The organism is Actinomadura sp. NPDC047616 (genome assembly GCF_040642915.1).
Lineage (GTDB): Bacteria > Actinomycetota > Actinomycetes > Streptosporangiales > Streptosporangiaceae > Spirillospora > Spirillospora miaoliensis.
This window is the reverse complement of record NZ_JBEYTB010000001.1, coordinates 824,593-841,028: the sequence shown is the minus strand read 5'-3', so window position 1 is coordinate 841,028 and position 16,436 is coordinate 824,593. Positions and strand designations below refer to the sequence as shown.

The window sequence follows — 16,436 nt, the reverse complement described above, 5'->3', positions numbered from 1 at the left end:
CCTTTACCGTCCCGCTTCCACCGCGCAGGCGCAGCGCATGCGCGCGCGTTCGGCGGAGTTCGGCTTCCGGTGCAGGTACATCGCGACCACCATGGGCGCGAACACGATCGCGTTGTAGAAGAGATGCAGCTCGACGCGGGGGATCAGGAGCTGGATGATGCTCGTCGGGGCGGCGCGTCCCGCCAGGTAGGAGCCGGTGATCGCCTGGATGAGCAGCAGCAGGTGTTCGAAGTGGTGCCAGACCTGGATGCCCAGCGAGATGTTCCACCACGTCCTCGACCTGCCGGTGAAACCGGGCCGCAGCAGTATCAGGCCGATGAGCATGACGAGCGCGTAACCGTAGTGCATCCATTCGGACGTGACGAGCCACGGGAACGGCAGGCCCAGAACTCCCCGCGCCTCCTTCAACGGCCAGCCGAGCGCGTAGAGCTGGATGGCCTGGGCGATGTGCTCCGCCCAGTGCGCGATCACGACCACCATGAACAGGCTCAGCGCGCCCCGATGGTAGCGCCTGTTGAGAGGGCCGAGGCCAGTCTGGAAACGACTGGCCGGGGCCGTGCCCACCGCCATGCTTGGACCTCCGTGCACGGTCGATAATCCGACATACGCGTTCCATCCAAAGGCGGCGTCGGCGGGCTGGCTACTTCCTTCGTGCGCACCTGTGCCTTACTTCACCGCCGGCCTGCTCTTTTCAGAGAACGCGCACGGCCGGATTCCACTGATCCCGCGCAATAACCGCGCCCCGTGACGCCATATCGGCTCGTCCGCAAAAGAGCCGCGCCCACCGCGACGACCGGTGAGCGCCACGTCCGTGTCGCGTCAGTGGAAGGGGCGCGTTACTGGAAGGGGAGGGTCAGGCGTCGGGCGGGGTCCAGGCGGCCACGAGGGCGAGCAGGCCGGGGAAACGGGCGTCGATGTCGTCGACGCGGACGTGGCTGCGGCGTTCGAGGCCGTACTGGCGCTGGCGGATCAGCCCCGCCTCGCGCAGCGCCCGGAAGTGGTGCGTGAGCGAGGACTTGGGGCGGTCGAAGCCGAACCAGCCGCACGGGTGGTCGAACTCCTCGCGTTCGAGCAGCAGCCTGCGCACGATCTCCAGGCGCAGCGGGTCGCTGAGCGCCGCCATGACGCGGTCGAGGCGCAGATCGGCGACGTCCGGTTCGGGCAGCGGGGCCGGCAGGTCCGGCGGTGCCGGGACATCGACGAACGGGCCCGGTGACACGACCGACCGCATGCGGCCCTCCTCGGCTCGACTTGACCCTTGTACGAGTTCTATCGTACTGCATGTTAAGTTCGAAAAAAGTCGTACAAGGGAGGTTCCTCATGGCCGAGACGACGCTCGCCCGGGGACGCGCCGGGGCGGCGCCCACGCGGTGGGTGTGGCTGGCGGCCTGGCCGGTGACGGCGGTGTTCGTGCTGTCGAACGCGGCCACGCCGCTGTACGTGCTGTGGCAGCGCGACATCGGCTTCTCGCGCGGCACGCTGACGGTGGTCTTCGCCTGCTACATCGCCGGGCTGCTGGGATCGCTGCTGGTCTCCGGCGTGGCCGCGGACCGGCTGGGACGCCGTCCGGTGCTGCTGCCCGCGCTCGCCCTCGCGGTGACGGCCTGCCTGGTCTTCGCGACCGCGTCGTCGGTGGCCGCGCTGGTCGTCGCGCGGCTGTGCACGGGCATCGCCGTGGGCGCGGTCGTGTCCGCGGGCATGGCGGCGGTGACGGACGTGGCGGGGCCGAACCGCCACCGGCTGGCGGCGCTGCTCGCCTCGTGCGCGATGGTGCTCGGCGCCGGGCTCGGCCCGCTGCTGGCCGGCGTGCTGTCCGAGACGCTCCCCGCGCCCACCGTCACCGTGTTCGCCGTGGAGGCGGTGCTCCTGGTGACGGCGATCCTGGTCGTGTGGCGCATGCCGCTGCCACGTGACGCCGCGTCCGCGGCCGGCGGCTCCTGGGTGCGCGTGCCGAGGGTGCCGCGCGGCGACGGGTGGCGGCTCGCGCTCGGCGTCGCGGTGTTCGCGCCGGGCATCACCGCGACGTCGTTCGTGCTGTCGCTCGGCCCGTCCCTGCTGGCCGGCCTGCTCGGGACGACGAGCCGGATCGTCGCCGGACTGACCGCGTTCGTGATGTTCGCCGCCGCGACCGGCGTGCAGTTCGCGGTGCGCGGCCTGCGCGGGCACGTGGTGCTGGCGGCCGGAGCGGTGAGCACGACGCTCGGCATGGTGTCGCTGGCCGTCGCCGTGCACGCCGCGTCGGTCGCCGCGCTGGTCACCGCCGCGCTTCTGGCGGGAGCGGGCCAGGGCATGGGGCAGCTCGGCGGGCTGTCGCTGCTGAACTCCAGCGTCCCGCCGCGCCGCCTGGCCGAGGCGAACGCGGCGTTCAACGTCGGCGGCTACGTCCCCGCCGGGCTGCTGCCGGTCGCGTCCGGCTACCTCAGCGACGCCGTGGGGCTGACCACCGGCGCGACCGTCTTCGCCGCCGTCCTCGCGGCCCTCGCCGTCGCCGGCGGAATCTGCGTGCTCCTCCGCCGCGCGGTCACGTTGCCCGCAGCCGCCTCATCACGGAGCCACACCGGCGAGCGGGACGGCGGTCAGCCCTCCAGGAAGGCCAGCAGGTCCTGATTGAACTTCTCCTTGTCACCCGGCACCAGCGCGATGCCGTGCGAGCCGCCCTCGTACACCTTCAGGGTGGCGTTGGGGATGATCTCGGCGGCCTTGCGGCCGGTGGCTTCCACGGGGACGATCTGGTCGTCGTCCCCGTGCACCACCAGCGTCGGGACGTCGAACTTGCGCAGATCCTCGGTGAAGTCGGTGCGGGCGAACGCGTCCACGCACTTCACCCCGGCCTGGACGTTCTGGTGCATGGCCATGAACCAGAACGCGTCCTGGTTGCCCTGGGTGGCCCTGGTGCCGGGACGGTTCGCGCCGACGAACGTCTCGGCCGTCTCCCTCCAGAACTGCGAGCGTTCGGTGAGGATGCCGTTCTTGATGTCCTCGAAGACCTGCTCGGGGACCCCCTCGGGGTTGTCCGGCCCCTGGATCATCAGCGGCGGGATCGCCGACAGCAGAACCGCCCTGGCGACCCGCCCGGTGCCGTGGCGCCCGACGTAACGGGCCAGCTCACCGCCGCCCATCGAGTGCCCCACGAGCGTGACGTCGCGCAGGTCCAGGGCGTTGACCAGGTCGTTGAGGTCGTCGGCGAACGTGTCGAAGTCGTAGCCGTCGAACGGCTGGCTGGACCGGCCGTGCCCGCGCCGGTCGTGGGCGATGCCGCGAAAACCGTTGTCGGCCACCAGCTTCATCTGGTCGTCCCAGGCGTCGGCGTTCAACGGCCACCCGTGAATGAACAGCACCGGGGGTCCCGACCCCCAGTCCTTGTAGAAGATCTCCTCGCCGTCGCGGGTCCTCACATGCGCCATCGTGCCGCCTCCCAAGTTCCGACGCCCGCGACCGATACCCCGGCACGGCACCCTCCAGACGAAAGCGGAGGTCTAGATACCTTTGCGGTCGGTGGCGTGGCGCGCGGTGCACCTAGGTACACCCCCTGTTCGGGGCTCGGAGACACTGTGCCGACGGCCGTCCTGCCGGACACTTGAGTCCAGACGGCGATGCGGAGGGATTCCGGTGGACGGCGAACTGATGCGAGGCACCCGGTGGGCCCAGTGGGCCATGGCGCCATGGCGTGGGCTGTGGATGTGGATGCTGTGGATGCCCGGCCTGGTGCTGCTGGTGGCGCTCAACAGCGCGTTGTCCCTCGCCACCCTCGGCGTCGGACTGCTGCTGCTGACGCCGCTGCTGACGGTGGTGCGGTCGCTGACCGACGTCTACCGCAAAGAGATCAACAAGTGGACGGACACGCGGATCGAACGCCCGTACCTGCCCGAGCCCGAGCCGGAGCCCGGCCTCACGGGGCAGGCGCGGCGGCTCTGGGCGCAGGTGTCCGATCCGGCCACGTGGCGCGACCTGCTGTGGCTGGTCGCCGACCCGGTCGTGGGGCTGTTCACCGCGGCGCTCCCCGGCACCCTCATCCTGTACGGGGTGTGGGGCTGGATGCTCGCCGGGGGCATGGCCGACGTCATCGCCGTCCACGGCGGCCAGGACTGGTACGGCTTCGTCCAGATCGGCGGCTCGCGTGCCGTCGACGGTTCCGTGGAGGCGGCCACCGCGGTCCTCGGCACGGTCTTCGTCGTCATCGGCTTCCTGACCGGGCCGAAGCTGCTCAACGTCTACGGACGGTGGGGGCGGGTGCTGCTCGGCCCCACCGAGGCGTCGCGGCTCAAGCTGCGCGTCCGGCACCTGACCGAGACCCGGTCGGACGCCGTGGACACCTCCGCCGCCGAACTGCGCCGCATCGAACGCGACCTGCACGACGGCGCGCAGGCCCGGCTCGTCGCCATGGGCATGAGCCTCGGCGCGATCGAGCACCTGCTCGACAAGGACCCGGAGAAGGCCAGGACCCTGCTGGCCGAGGCGCGCGAGTCGTCGGCGACGGCGCTGCGCGAACTGCGCGACCTGGTGCGCGGCATCCACCCGCCCGTGCTGGCCGACCGGGGCCTGGCCGACGCGGTACGCGCCCTCGCCCTGGACCTGCCGCTGAAGGTGGAGACCGACATCGAGCTGGCGGGACGTCCCGAACCGCCGGTGGAGTCGGCCGCGTACTTCGCCGTCTCGGAGATCCTCACCAACGCGGTCAAGCACTCGGGCGCCCACCGGGTCTGGCTGGAGATGCGGCACGATGGCGGCATGCTGCGCGTCACGATCACCGACGACGGGCGGGGCGGCGCGTCCCCGGAGAACGGCTCGGGACTGCGCGGCATCGAGCGCCGACTCGGTACATTCGACGGCGTCCTCGCCCTCAGCTCGCCCGTGGGCGGCCCGACGATCGTGACGATGGAGCTGCCGTGCACGTTGACGTGAGCGTGGCCCGCTGATGCGGGTGGTGCTCGCCGAGGACCAGGCTCTCCTGCGGGAGGGCCTGGTCAGCCTGCTTGAGGCCGGCGGCCTGGAGATCGCCGCCGCGGTCGACAACGGCCCGTCGCTGCTCAAGGCGCTGCTGGAGCACCGTCCCGACGTGGCCGTGGTGGACGTGCGGCTGCCGCCCTCCTTCACCGACGAGGGACTGCGGGTCGCGCTGGAGGCACGCCGCCACGTCTCCGGCCTGCCGGTGCTCGTCCTGTCGCAGTACGTGGAACGGCTGTACGCGCGCGAGCTGCTGGCCGACGGGACGGGCGGCATCGGCTACCTGCTGAAGGACCGGGTGTTCGACGCGGCCCAGTTCGTGGACGCGGTACGGCGGGTGGCGGCCGGCGGTACCGCGATGGACCCGGAGGTCATCTCGCGTCTGGTCGCCCGCGGCGCCGACGACGACCCGCTGGCCCGGCTGACCCCCCGCGAGCTCGAGGTGCTGGAGCTGATGGCGCAGGGCCGCTCCAACGCCGCGATCGCCCAACGGCTCGTCGTCACCGAACGCGCGGTCGTCAAGCACACCGCCAACATCTTCGGCAAGCTCGGCCTGACGGTGTCCGACGACGACAACCGTCGCGTCCTGGCCGTCCTCACCTACCTCGACAGCCGCTGACCTGTCGCGTCTCCCCCACCAGCCGGCCACGAAGACCTGCTGGGCTGCTGGGCTGCTGACCTGCTGACCTGCTGGGCTGCGCCCGATCGCAGCGACCGTCCCCGGCGAACCGAACCCGTCCATCCTGTTTCCACCCGAGCATCTACTTGCCACTCTGGAAAGTACTTGCCATACTGAGACCAGTCGACAAGACGGGGAGGCACGATGATCGGCGAGATGAACCCGGCGGGCGCGGCGGCCGCGCTGGAGCAGGCCGAGCGGCTCGGCACGGCGGTGCGGCGGCACGGCCGCTGGCTGGTGCGATACCAGCTCGGCTACGGGGTGGCCTCCTTCCTGGTGGTCCTGATGCTCGGGGTGATCGACGGGCCGATCGGCATCGGCGTCAGCGTGGGCGTGTGGGGCGTCGTCATCACCCTCCTCAGCGTCTACGCCGCACGGCAACCCGTCGCGCACCGCGGCATGGCCCGGGCGCACAGTTTGATGATCGCTACCTGGGCGGCGCTCTACGGCCTGGTGCTCTCCGTGGGCGTCACGTGGTTCGACGGGCGGCTCGCCTGGTGGCTGCCGGGGGCGGTGGTGGTCGCGTCGCCCGGACTGGTGTCGGCCTACCTGACGCACAAGCGCATCGCGGAGGCGTCGTGAACCATCCGCGCCACGACCTGGACGAGGTCATCCACGCGCCGGTGCGGTTCTCCATCGTGGCGGTGCTGGCGGCGGCCGAGAAGGCCGAGTTCGCGTACGTGCGCGACACCGTCGAGGTCAGCGACTCGGTGTTGTCCAAGCAGGCCGCGACGCTGGAGAAGGCGGGCTACATCAAGGTCACCAAGGGATTCGTGGGCAAGCGCCCGCGCACCTGGCTGTCACTGACCGCGCGCGGACGCGAGGCGTTCGCCGCGCACTGCGCGGCACTGCAGGCCATCTCCGAAAGCGCACGCGCGTCCGCCTGACCGCCCCGACCGTAAATTTTGCCAGGCAGAACGGGCCCCGCCGCGGTTTCGGGCTGTCGCGGCCGGCAGATGGTGCACTATCTTGCAGGCGAGATAAGCCCTTTGGGGGGCCGCCATGACCGCGATCCTCGTCCTGCTCTGCCTGGCGATCGCCGGCCGCGAGCTGTATCTGGCCTTCGAACGCAGGCGTCCGTCGTCCGCACCAGAGATCGCCGACATCCGCACCCAGCTGTCGGCGCTCAAGCACACCCGCGACGACCTGACACGCCTGCGCACCGACGTCGACCGGCTCACCGACGGCCAGACGACCCACGACCAGGCGCTGCAGGACACCGACGCGCGCATCCGCTCCCTCATCGCGCAGATCAACGACCGCATGCTGCCCGAGGTCACCGCCCGCCTGACGGAACAGCGCGAGACCGTCGACCAGCTCGCTGGCGAAGTCGCCCGCCTACGCGGCCACCTGGTGACCCGCCTCGACCAGGCGGTGGCCGCCTCCCTGGGCGCCGACCCGGTGGACACCGTCGCGGGCACCCTCACCCCGTCCCGCCCCGACCTCGCCGACGCCTACGAACGCTTCGCCCACCACCTCGGCCTGCGCGTCGAACTGCGCACCCCCCTGGACGACGGCACCCGCTACTACCTGTCAGGCCGCAGCCCTCGCGCCCTGGAACGCGACTTCTTCGACCTCCTCCACACCCTCCGCACCACCCCTTTCGACCGCCATGCGCTGCAGGCCGCCGACAAGACCTCGCCTGGACAACATGACGGCCGGCAAACGTCCCGGGACGGAAATCGAGAGCCGCTGGAAGCCGCCCATCACATGCCGGGTGCGGACGACAGACGTTCTCCGAAGCCGTCGCTGCAAGCCGCCCGTGACATGCTGACCTGCCTGGGCTCGTTGGAGCCCGGGGGCATGCAACTGGGGCCGCTGGTCGTCGTGCGAGATCGAGACGGCCTCCTGTGCGGTGTCCTCTCGCTGGCCGAGTTGCGCCAGGGCACGGTTGTCGACACACTGCACGACCTCCCCACAGCAGCGGCCCAACTCCGGCAACTCCCCCAGGGACGCTCCTGCCACCTCCCCACCCCCTGAACAGGACACCCCAACACCGCCTGCCGAGACGAGAAATCGAGCACCCACCGCGCAGGGGCATTCGAGGTGGGCGTGGGTTGGCTGGGGGGACGGGTGCGTCGGCTGCTCTGCGCCCGTGCCGCCGGCTTCAGGGGCTCGGCCGCGATTCGGCGTCGGGTGTTGTGCTTCAGGAGGGCGGAGTCCAGGTGAACTGAGGGGAGCGGTTCTCGAGGAAGGCGGTGACGCCTTCGTCGGCTTCGCCGGAGGTGGCGGCTTCCGCCTGCCAGGTTCGCGTCAGGTCGTCGACGGGCTCACCGATGGCTGCGGCGTCGACGACCTGCTTGGCGGCGTGCTGGGTCAGCAGGGAACGGGACGTCAGGGTGGCGGCGAACTCGGCCACGCGGGCGTGCACGTCGCCTGCGACGACCTCGTTGAGGAAGCCGATGCGCAGGGCATGGGCGGCGTCGACCAGGTCCGCCGAGTACAGGAGGTACTTGGCGGCGGACGGGCCGATCAGGCGGACGAGGCGGGCGGTGGCCGAGGCCGGGTAGACCAGGCCGAGCCGGGCCGGGGTGATGCCGAACCGGGCGGACGAGGCGGCGAAGCGCAGGTCGCAGGCGGCGGCGAGCTGGCAGCCGCCGCCGACGCAGAAACCTTCGATCGCGGCGATCGTGGGCTTCGGAAAGGCGGCCAATGCCGTTTCGGCCACCGTGGACGGGTGGCCGCGGTGGCGGGCGTCGGTCAGCTCGGAGATGTCGGCGCCCGCGCAGAAGTCGCCGCCCGCGCCGGTGACCACGACGGCGCGGACGGCCGGGTCGGCGGCCAGCCCGTCCAGCAGGCGGGGCAGCTCCAGCCACATGGCGCGCGTCATGGCGTTGCGCTTGTCCGGACGGTCGATGGTGATCGTGCCGACGCCCGCGGCGGCGTCGACGGCATGGCGCAGTCCCATCCCTCCCCTTCCGTGTCGCCCCGGGCAATCGTACGGATCCCGGGGTTCGGCTCCGCCTCCGGGACGAGGCCCGTTCTCCCGTCGTCCACCTGAGGGGGAGTTGTAAGACACCCCTTACGAGGGAGGACCGGACCGGCGCCGAGGCGGATCCTGGAAGGACGGGCGGCCCAAGGAACGGAGTTCGTGGTGCCTCACAGCACACGCGTCTTCTCGACGATTCCGCTGGACGCCCCCCTGGCCGCCGCTCCCGACCGCACCGGCGCCAAGGCGGCCAACCTCCCCCAAGCCGCGACGGCGGCCGCGCGGTGCCCGGCCGCGCTGCACCGGGGCCGGACGCGAGGCCAGGACGCCCCGCACATCGTGGCCGCCGAACCGGCGGTGCCGACGCTCACCCCGCCCGCGCTCGTGCCGGCGCCCCGCCTGCCCGCGTCGGCCCCACCGACCCGCGCCCCGGGCGAGCTGCCGCCGCGTGAACCGCCGCGGCTGCGAACCCGCTGGGCGCAAAAGCTCGGCGCGCGGCTGGCGTGGACGGCCGGGCGGCGGCTGACGGCCGCGGGCGCGATGGCACGACCCGGACTCGTGCGCGCGCTGCGGTTCGACGAGCTCACGGCGGCGCTCCAGGGCGGTCCACTCCCCGCCGGCCTGGAGCGTCGCCCCTCCCCGCCGGGCACCGCTCCCCTGCCGGCCGTGTTCCGGCTGGCCGGGGAGCGGATCGTGGCGGAGGCCGCCCCCTCGCGAGACGACGCGCGTCCCGCGGGCGGCGGCCGGAGGCCCGGGCCGGCGCATGCCGGCCCGGGCACTCCCCCCTCCGGATCGGTGCTGAGGGTGGACGCGCTCAAGCCGTCCCCGGCCGCGTACCTGCCCTCCTTGGCGGGGGTCGTGGCCGAAACCGGCAGCCCCCTGTCGCACCTGGCGATCCTCGCCCGCGACATGGACGTGCCCACGGTGATGGGGCTGCGCGGCGCCCTGGACCGGGACGGCGAGCGGGGATGCGTCTTCGCGCAGTGCCCCACCTTCCCACGGCGTCGCGCTCCCCAAGCGCGCTGCGCCGAGCGTGGGAGCGCGGGCATACGCGAGTTCGGGGGACGACGCGTCCATTCCTGCGGCAGGGCAGCCCGCCGGGCGGTATCGGCCCGCTGGGCGGTGACGACTCCGCCGTCCTGGTGCCGTCCGCGCTGAGTGAGCACACGCCGCGCCGGGCGCGGGAGCGCGGGCGCATGCGAGTTCGGGGGTGGCGCGTCTGTGGGTGCGGGAGGGTGGCATTGCGCTGCTGGGTGGTGAGGGGTGCGCTGGCGTGGTGGGGCTGTGTTCGATGCGGGGCTGGCGGGAGGGCGTGGTGGGTTGGCTGCGGTCGGGGGCGGGTGGCTGGGAGGGGTGCTCCGTTGGGGGCGTGGGGCTGGAGGGGGCGGGCAGGTGATCTTCGTTCTGGTCGATTCCTAGGGGCACGGGGAGAGATGGGCGCCGTCGTGTCTCGGCGGGCTGCATTCAAGGGAATGCGGGCGGGGCGGCGTGTGCTTTAATGAGTGACACGACTTGCGTTGTCCGCCTGAGGTTCATTCGGCGGCACCAGCGATCTTCCCCGCCCGGGCCTTCTGAGTGTCCGGTGTTCGTGTTCAGCGGCCCGATCCGACGGGCCGGTTCCTCCTTCCGCTCCCGTAGGTGCGTAGGACCGAGATGACGGGAGCCGTCTCCGGGTGACGCGGCCTGTGTGCCGGCGCGCACCCAGAAGGGAACTTCATGCCCTCCACCGCGACGATCACTACCGAGCGTACGTCCGTCGCCGAGCGGCGTCCGGCGACGCCCCGCACGGCGAGGCGGACGCGTGCCCCCAGGCAGACAGAAGACCAGCCGAGCGTCTCGTTCCAGGGCGTCCTGGACGTGCGCGACAAGCACGCGTTCGTGCGGACCACCGGCTACACGCCCGGCCCCGACGACGTGCACGTCCAGCTCGCGCAGGTCAAGGCCCACCACCTGCGTCCCGGCGACATCGTGTCCGGGACGGCGCGGCCGCCCCGGCAGGAGGGCCGCGACAAGCACCCGTCCCTGGTCGAGGTGCACAGCGTCAACGGCGTCTCCCCCCAGGAGGCGGCGCGGCGGCCCAAGTTCGCCGAGCTGACGCCGCTGTTCCCGAACGAGCGGCTGCGCCTGGACACCGGCGCCATGGCCACGCGCGTCATCGACCTGGTCGCGCCGATCGGCAAGGGGCAGCGCGGCCTCATCGTGTCGCCGCCCAAGGTCGGCAAGACGATGATCCTGCAGGCGCTGGCCCACGCCATCTCCGTCAACAACCCCGAGTGCCACCTCATGGTGCTGCTCATCGACGAGCGGCCCGAAGAGGTCACCGACATGCGGCGGTCCATCCGCGGCGAGGTGCTGCACTCCACGTTCGACAGCCCCGTCGAGGAGCACGTGAACCTGGCGGAGCTGGCCGTCGAACGGGCCAAGCGGCTCGTCGAGCAGGGTCTCGACGTGGTGGTGATGCTGGACTCCATCACGCGCCTGGGCCGCGCCTACAACCTGCTGGCGCCGTCCAACGGGCGGGTTCTCGCGGGCGGTGTGGCGACGAGCGCCCTGTACCCGCCCAAGAAGTTCTTCGGGGCCGCACGCAACATCGAGAACGGCGGCTCCCTGACGATCCTCGCCACGGCGCTGGTCGAGACCGGTTCCCGTATGGACGAGGTGTTCTTCGAGGAGTACAAGGGCACCGGCAACATGGAGCTCAAGCTCGACCGGGGCCTGGCCGACAAGCGCGTGTTCCCCGCCGTGGACGTGGAGGCGTCCGGTACGCGGCGCGAGGAGCTGCTGATGTCCCCCGAGGAGCTGGAGCTGTCCTGGCGGCTGCGCCGGGCCCTGCAGGGGCTCGACCGGCAGCAGGCCGTCGAGGTGCTCATGGAGAGGATGAAGGGCACCTCGTCCAACGCCGAGTTCCTTCTGCGCATGCGGCAGGGCGACGTCGCCGCCTGAGTGCCGGCGTTCACTCCGTCTGGAATGTTCTGAGGATGTCTCCGTAGAGGCGTTGGCTCGGCGTCCAGCGTGAGCCGGGGGCGAAGAAGGAGAACTCGAAACCGGCCGTGCGGGTGCGCAACACGTGCATCGCAGCCGTCTCCCCCCAGGTGAACTCCCATTCCGCGGCACGCCTGACGACGTCGGGTGCCGCTTCCAGGCGAATCCTCCGGTAGCCGGGGAACTCGTCCGTCGCCAGGGCCAGACGTTCCGCGGCGCGCAGGCCGCTCAGCGGCTCCCCGGAAACGGGCATGATGCTCAGGCCGCGTTGGGCGAGCGGGTCGATCCACTGCACGACGGCCCCGTTGCGTTGGCGCGTCCAGTCCTTGGGCACCGCGAGGCTGTATCCGTCGCTTTCGTGGTAGCGGACGGTGCGCGGCAGGGTCGCGGCCGACGCTGATCCCTGGAAAGGCGCCGCGGGCGCCGCGGGCAATGCGGCGGTGTCGTGTCCGGCCATCACGGCGGCGTCGGTCTTCTCCACGGTGTGCCACCGGGCCGTCATCGCCCCCATCGTGACCATCGTGACCGCGCACGCCGTCACCAGCCCGACACGTGGCCGGGTGCCGAAGATGGCGGCGGCGCTTCGTGCGGGCAACGCCCCTCGCAGGGCGGCCCACAGGTTTCTTCCCACGCGCAATGTCACCGCGTTTCCGTCCGGGCTGCGCGCGCATCGCAGCATCCATGCCGTCTCCGCCGGGGAGAGACGTTCCTCCGGGTTCTGACGCAACAGTCCTTCGATGACGGGCGCCAGCGGACCGGCGCGCCTGGGCGGCTCGTACTCGCCCAGCAGGACCGCCACCATGGACGCCAGCGCGTGGCAGCGCAGGAACGGCGAATCGCCCTCGACCGCCGCGTACAGCGTCGCGCCCAGCGACCACATGTCCGACGCCTCGCTGCCCCGGTCCCCCCGCACCCGCTCGGGCGACAGGTACGCGGGCGACCCCTGGATGCCCGACACCAGCGTGTCGGCGTCCCGGCCCCCGTGCAGGTACACGGCCAGGCCGAAGTCGGCGAGCAGGACCCGGCCGTCGTCGCACAGCAGCACGTTGCTGGGCTTGACGTCGCAGTGCAGGATCCCGGCGTCGTGCGCGGCGCGCAGCACCGACAGCACGGCGTAGCCGATGTCGGCGGCGCGGCGCGGGCCGAGCGGCCCGTCCTCGGCGATGACGTGGTGCAGCGACCGGGCCCGCAGGTACTCCATGATGATCCAGGGACGGCCGTCCTCGATGACGACGTCGTGCACCACGACCACCCCGGGATGCCGCAGCGCCGCCGTGGCGCGCGCCTCGTCGATGAGCCGCCGGCACATCACCCGGCGTTCGCCGAGCGTCAGTCCCTCGGGCAGCCGCACCTCCTTGACGGCCACGTCCCGGTCGAGCATCTCGTCGTACGCACGCCACACCGTGCCCATGCCGCCCCGGCCCACCACCGAGAGCAGGTGATACCGCTGCGCGAGCGGAATCCACCGATCTCCCCCCATGGGGTGGTTATGCGCGCGAACCGCACCAAGGCATTCCCCCTGCGCCGGAAGGATTTTTTGACCGGTGTCCTACCCGGAGAACCGCCTCCATTGCCGTTATCATTGCCGTCCCGCGCAATGGACGATCCACGCAAATGTGACTTACAAGGCGGCCGTTCGAAAGGCTAGGAAGCCTTGTCGGCGAGTACGCTCCGCGCCCACTTGTAGTCGGATTTGCCGACGGCGGTGCGCCGCACCTCGTCCACCAGCGTGAGGCTGCGCGGCAGCTTGTACCCGGCCAGGCGGCCCCGGCAGTGCTCGACCAGTTCCTCCAGCGTGGGCGACGTGCCCGGACGCGGCGAGACGACCGCCGCCACCCGCTGCCCGAACCGCTCGTCCGGCACCCCCACCACCACCGCGTCGTACACGTCGGGGTGGTCCTTGAGCGCGACCTCGACCTCCTCCGGGTACACCTTCTCGCCGCCGGTGTTGATGACGAGCGAGCCGCGGCCGAGCAGCGTGATGGTGCCGTCCTCCTCCAGCACCGCGAAGTCGCCCGGCACCGACCAGCGCACGCCGTCGGCGTCGGTGTGGAACGTCTCCGCCGTCTTCTTCGGGTCGTTGTAGTAGCCGAGCGGAATGTGGCCGCTGCGCGCCAGCCTGCCGATCTCGCCGGGCCGCACGGGCTTCATGTCGTCGCCGAGCACGGTGATCCCCGGCTTCATCTGGAAACGGGCGGTGCCCTCCTTGGACCCGACCGACGGCCCGCACGCGCCGGTCTCGGACGCGCCGTAGTTGTCGAGGAACACGATGTTCGGCAGGTGCGCGGTGAGTTCCTGCCGGGCGGCCTCGGTCAGGGGCGCGCCGCCGGACGCGATCGCGAACAGCGACGAGGTGTCGTGACGGCCGGTGGCCAGCTCGCGCGCGACGGGACGCGCCATGACGTCGCCGACGAGCATCAGCACGTTGGCCTGCTCCTCGGCCAGCAGCTCCAGCGCCCGTCCCGCGTCGAACGCGTGGTCGGTGTAGAGCACGACCTTGGCGCCGCTGAACAGCCCCATGAGCGCCACCCACTGCCCGGCGCCGTGCATGACGGGCGCGCAGTCCAGCACGGCCATGGGCGGCTGCTCGGCGTTGGCGGCGAGCTCCTCGGGGCTGCCGACGGGGTCGCCCAGGACGTTGCCGCCGCCGAGCGCGCCGAAGAAGATGTCCTCGCAGCGCCACTCGACGCCCTTGGGGTACCCGGTGGTGCCGCCCGTGTACATGATGTAACGGTCGTCGCCGGACCGTTCGGGGAACGTGCCTTCGGGCGCGTCCGCCAGCGCCTTCTCGTACTCCACGGCGCCGGAGACCTCGCCGGTGGAGCCGTCCTCCAGCACCACCACGTGCCGCAGGTCGGGCAGGTCGGCGCGGATCTCCTCGACGCGGGCCAGCAGCGAGCGCTCCCCGATCAGCGCGACGGACCGGGAGTCGCCGAGCACGTGCCGCAGCTCGGCCGCGACGTACCGGTAGTTCACCGGGATCGGCACGGCCCGGATCTTGTAGGCGCCGAACATGCTCTCGAGCCACTCGGCCCGGTTGTAGGCCAGGATCGCCACGTGCTCGCCCGGCCGCACCCCCGCCGCCGCCAGGTGCAGGCCGACGCGGGACGCACGTTCGTCCAGCTCACCGTAGGTCCGGCGGGCCCGTCCCGCCACCAGGGCCGGGCGGTCCGGCCCCGCCTGGGCCAGGATTTCGAGCAGATCGGCCAGGTTGTAGCTGCGCGCCATGGCACTACCTCGCGGACTCGGGGATGAACGAGCTCCTGTGTCTCGATCATCGTTGGTGGCGGCCGGACGCTCAACAGTTACTGACATTTCGTCCAATGAGATCGGTCACAGGACCCGGATGTACGATCCGTCACACCGGCGTTCGCGGCGATCCGCATCATGCCTCGTCAACGCCCCGTTCACCAGGCCTGTACGGGCGCTGCCACATCCGGCCACCCCCGGCGTCCTTACGCGGCTCTTATCTGGGCACCGGCATTCTTGACCGTAACGATTTGGCATCAGACGGGGGTAGTGGTGAGCGCAGGCGCGATGGCGTGGACGCCTCCGACGTGGGAGGAGATCGTCAACGAGCACTCCACGCGGGTGTTCCGGCTGGCGTACCGGCTGACCGGCAACCGGCACGACGCCGAGGACCTGACCCAGGACGTGTTCCTGCGGGTCTTCCGGTCGCTGTCCTCCTACAGCCCCGGCACGTTCGAGGGCTGGCTGCACCGCATCACCACCAACCTGTTCCTCGACCGCGCCCGCCGCAAGCAGCGCATCCGCTTCGACTCCCTCGGCGACGACGCGGCCGAGCGCCTGCAGGGCCGCGAGCCGAGCCCCGCCCAGTCCTACGACGAGCGGCACCTGGACGCCGACATCCAGAAGGCGCTGGACGCGCTGCCCCCCGAGTACCGCGCCGCCGTGGTGCTCTGCGACATCGAGGGCCTGACGTACGAGGAGATCGCCGTCACCCTGGGCGTGAAGCTCGGCACCGTCCGCAGCCGCATCCACCGGGGCCGCGCCCAGCTGCGCGCCGCCCTGGAGCACCGCCGCCCCGCCGACGCCACCGTCCCCGCCGTCACCTCCTCCTGACCCACCCTCCGGCCACGGCACGCGTGTCAGCGCTCGGCCGGCGAGAGGGAGATCGCGCCGTACGGGTGTCGCCGTGTTCGGCGCGGGCGAGCCGTGGCGCGGCAGGATGTGCGCGAGCCCCGCCAGCCCCCGGTCGAGATCGCCGCGCAGGGTGACCTCCAACGCCATGCCCTGCGGCGTGGCCGTTTGACAGCGCTTGAAGGCTCAACTAATGTCGGGCACATCGTTGAATCTTCAAGCACTTGGGAGTCCGTCATGAGCAGCACCGCGACCGTCGCCCCGGGCCTGACCGCCGGGACCTGGAACATCGACCCCGCCCACTCCGAGGTCACCTTCAGCATCCGGCACCTGATGACCAAGGTGCGCGGCAGCTTCACCGAGTTCTCCGGCGCCGTCCAGATCGCCGAGGAGCTGGCCGAGTCCACCGCGACCGCCGAGATCAAGATGGCCTCGCTGGACACCCGCAACGCCGACCGCGACGCGCACGTGCGCTCCTCCGACGTGCTGGACGTCGAGAACCACCCGACGATGACGTTCGCCACCAAGGGCGTGCGGGCCGAGGGCGGCGAGTACCTGCTCGACGGCGACCTGACCATCCGGGGCGTCACCCGTCCCGTCACCCTGACCGTCGAGTTCCACGGCGTCGGCGAGGACCCCTGGGGCGGCACCCGCGCCGGGTTCTCCGCCACCACCACGATCAACCGCAAGGACTGGGGCATCGAGTTCAACGTGCCGCTCAAGGGCGAGGGCGCGCTGCTCGGCGACAAGGTCGACATCCAGCTGGAGGTGCAGGCCGTCCGCGCCTGAACCCCGCTCGTC

Annotated in this window: 16 protein-coding genes; 10 read left to right on the top strand and 6 right to left on the bottom strand. The window is 71.5% G+C overall.

Features of this window, described 5'->3' with window-relative positions:
• Positions 1–3 precede the first annotated feature (3 nt).
• Entirely contained in the window at positions 4–480 is a 477-nt protein-coding gene (locus ABZ801_RS04010; RefSeq protein WP_360692439.1) for a hypothetical protein, read from the bottom strand.
• A 373-nt stretch (positions 481–853) separates the two neighbouring features.
• Positions 854–1,231, bottom strand: a complete 378-nt coding sequence (locus ABZ801_RS04005; protein ID WP_360692436.1) for an ArsR family transcriptional regulator — start codon at positions 1,229–1,231, stop codon at positions 854–856.
• An 89-nt stretch (positions 1,232–1,320) separates the two neighbouring features.
• On the opposite strand from ABZ801_RS04005, the gene ABZ801_RS04000 reads away from it, so the two are divergent.
• Positions 1,321–2,607 carry an MFS transporter gene (locus tag ABZ801_RS04000; RefSeq protein WP_360692433.1) on the top strand — a complete coding sequence of 429 codons (1,287 nt, stop codon included), beginning with the start codon at positions 1,321–1,323 and terminating at the stop codon, positions 2,605–2,607.
• Here the strand turns inward: ABZ801_RS04000 and ABZ801_RS03995 are convergent.
• Complete coding sequence (locus ABZ801_RS03995; protein ID WP_360692430.1) at positions 2,577–3,404, bottom strand: alpha/beta hydrolase; 828 nt, start codon at positions 3,402–3,404, stop codon at positions 2,577–2,579. The genes ABZ801_RS04000 and ABZ801_RS03995 overlap by 31 nt on opposite strands.
• A 205-nt stretch (positions 3,405–3,609) precedes the next feature.
• Here ABZ801_RS03995 and ABZ801_RS03990 point away from each other — a divergent pair, with 205 nt between their 5' ends.
• From ABZ801_RS03990 to ABZ801_RS03970, 5 genes are all read left to right on the top strand, one after another.
• Positions 3,610–4,902, top strand: coding sequence for a sensor histidine kinase (locus ABZ801_RS03990; protein WP_360692427.1), 1,293 nt, complete (start codon positions 3,610–3,612; stop codon positions 4,900–4,902).
• Between the two features lie 13 nt (positions 4,903–4,915).
• Positions 4,916–5,563, top strand: a complete 648-nt coding sequence (locus ABZ801_RS03985; protein ID WP_360692424.1) for a response regulator transcription factor — start codon at positions 4,916–4,918, stop codon at positions 5,561–5,563.
• 204 nt (positions 5,564–5,767) lie between these two features.
• On the top strand, positions 5,768–6,205 hold the full coding sequence (locus ABZ801_RS03980) for a hypothetical protein (protein WP_344958973.1): 438 nt from the start codon (positions 5,768–5,770) through the stop codon (positions 6,203–6,205).
• Positions 6,202–6,510 carry a transcriptional regulator gene (locus ABZ801_RS03975; RefSeq protein WP_360692420.1) on the top strand — a complete coding sequence of 103 codons (309 nt, stop codon included), beginning with the start codon at positions 6,202–6,204 and terminating at the stop codon, positions 6,508–6,510. Before ABZ801_RS03980 ends, ABZ801_RS03975 begins: the two co-directional genes overlap by 4 nt.
• A 115-nt stretch (positions 6,511–6,625) precedes the next feature.
• Positions 6,626–7,603 (top strand): hypothetical protein, encoded by a 978-nt coding sequence (locus ABZ801_RS03970; protein ID WP_360692417.1) that lies wholly within the window; start codon positions 6,626–6,628, stop codon positions 7,601–7,603.
• A gap of 166 nt (positions 7,604–7,769) precedes the next feature.
• Here ABZ801_RS03970 and ABZ801_RS03965 read toward each other — a convergent pair whose 3' ends face one another.
• Positions 7,770–8,531, bottom strand: a complete 762-nt coding sequence (locus tag ABZ801_RS03965; protein WP_360692414.1) for an enoyl-CoA hydratase-related protein — start codon at positions 8,529–8,531, stop codon at positions 7,770–7,772.
• A 186-nt stretch (positions 8,532–8,717) separates the two neighbouring features.
• Between ABZ801_RS03965 and ABZ801_RS03960 the strand changes: the two genes are divergently transcribed.
• Positions 8,718–9,710, top strand: a complete 993-nt coding sequence (locus ABZ801_RS03960) for a PEP-utilizing enzyme (protein ID WP_360692411.1) — start codon at positions 8,718–8,720, stop codon at positions 9,708–9,710.
• Between the two features lie 558 nt (positions 9,711–10,268).
• Positions 10,269–11,495, top strand: a complete 1,227-nt coding sequence (gene rho / locus ABZ801_RS03955; RefSeq protein WP_360692408.1) for a transcription termination factor Rho — start codon at positions 10,269–10,271, stop codon at positions 11,493–11,495.
• A 10-nt stretch (positions 11,496–11,505) separates the two neighbouring features.
• On the opposite strand, the gene ABZ801_RS03950 is transcribed toward rho, so the two are convergent.
• Both ABZ801_RS03950 and ABZ801_RS03945 read right to left on the bottom strand, forming a co-directional pair.
• Positions 11,506–13,014: a serine/threonine-protein kinase gene (locus tag ABZ801_RS03950; protein ID WP_360692405.1), complete on the bottom strand. Its 1,509-nt coding sequence runs from the start codon at positions 13,012–13,014 to the stop codon at positions 11,506–11,508.
• 164 nt (positions 13,015–13,178) lie between these two features.
• On the bottom strand, positions 13,179–14,762 hold the full coding sequence (locus ABZ801_RS03945) for an acyl-CoA synthetase (protein ID WP_360692402.1): 1,584 nt from the start codon (positions 14,760–14,762) through the stop codon (positions 13,179–13,181).
• 309 nt (positions 14,763–15,071) lie between these two features.
• Here ABZ801_RS03945 and sigE point away from each other — a divergent pair, with 309 nt between their 5' ends.
• Complete coding sequence (gene sigE, locus ABZ801_RS03940) at positions 15,072–15,617, top strand: RNA polymerase sigma factor SigE (protein WP_344959101.1); 546 nt, start codon at positions 15,072–15,074, stop codon at positions 15,615–15,617.
• 255 nt (positions 15,618–15,872) lie between these two features.
• Entirely contained in the window at positions 15,873–16,424 is a 552-nt protein-coding gene (locus tag ABZ801_RS03935; protein ID WP_344958955.1) for a YceI family protein, read from the top strand.
• Positions 16,425–16,436 lie beyond the last annotated feature (12 nt).

Excerpts from the sequence above, each read along its gene's own strand:
- ABZ801_RS04010 (WP_360692439.1), bottom strand. The coding sequence starts at position 480 with ATGGTGGTCGTGATCGCGCACTGGGCGGAGCACATCGCCCAGGCCATC.
- ABZ801_RS04005 (WP_360692436.1), bottom strand. The coding sequence starts at position 1,231 with ATGCGGTCGGTCGTGTCACCGGGCCCGTTCGTCGATGTCCCGGCACCG.
- ABZ801_RS04000 (WP_360692433.1), top strand. The coding sequence starts at position 1,321 with ATGGCCGAGACGACGCTCGCCCGGGGACGCGCCGGGGCGGCGCCCACG.
- ABZ801_RS03995 (WP_360692430.1), bottom strand. The coding sequence starts at position 3,404 with ATGGCGCATGTGAGGACCCGCGACGGCGAGGAGATCTTCTACAAGGAC.
- ABZ801_RS03985 (WP_360692424.1), top strand. The coding sequence starts at position 4,916 with ATGCGGGTGGTGCTCGCCGAGGACCAGGCTCTCCTGCGGGAGGGCCTG.
- ABZ801_RS03980 (WP_344958973.1), top strand. The coding sequence starts at position 5,768 with ATGATCGGCGAGATGAACCCGGCGGGCGCGGCGGCCGCGCTGGAGCAG.
- ABZ801_RS03970 (WP_360692417.1), top strand. The coding sequence starts at position 6,626 with ATGACCGCGATCCTCGTCCTGCTCTGCCTGGCGATCGCCGGCCGCGAG.
- ABZ801_RS03965 (WP_360692414.1), bottom strand. The coding sequence starts at position 8,531 with ATGGGACTGCGCCATGCCGTCGACGCCGCCGCGGGCGTCGGCACGATC.
- rho (WP_360692408.1), top strand. The coding sequence starts at position 10,269 with ATGCCCTCCACCGCGACGATCACTACCGAGCGTACGTCCGTCGCCGAG.
- ABZ801_RS03950 (WP_360692405.1), bottom strand. The coding sequence starts at position 13,014 with ATGGGGGGAGATCGGTGGATTCCGCTCGCGCAGCGGTATCACCTGCTC.
- ABZ801_RS03945 (WP_360692402.1), bottom strand. The coding sequence starts at position 14,762 with ATGGCGCGCAGCTACAACCTGGCCGATCTGCTCGAAATCCTGGCCCAG.
- sigE (WP_344959101.1), top strand. The coding sequence starts at position 15,072 with ATGGCGTGGACGCCTCCGACGTGGGAGGAGATCGTCAACGAGCACTCC.
- ABZ801_RS03935 (WP_344958955.1), top strand. The coding sequence starts at position 15,873 with ATGAGCAGCACCGCGACCGTCGCCCCGGGCCTGACCGCCGGGACCTGG.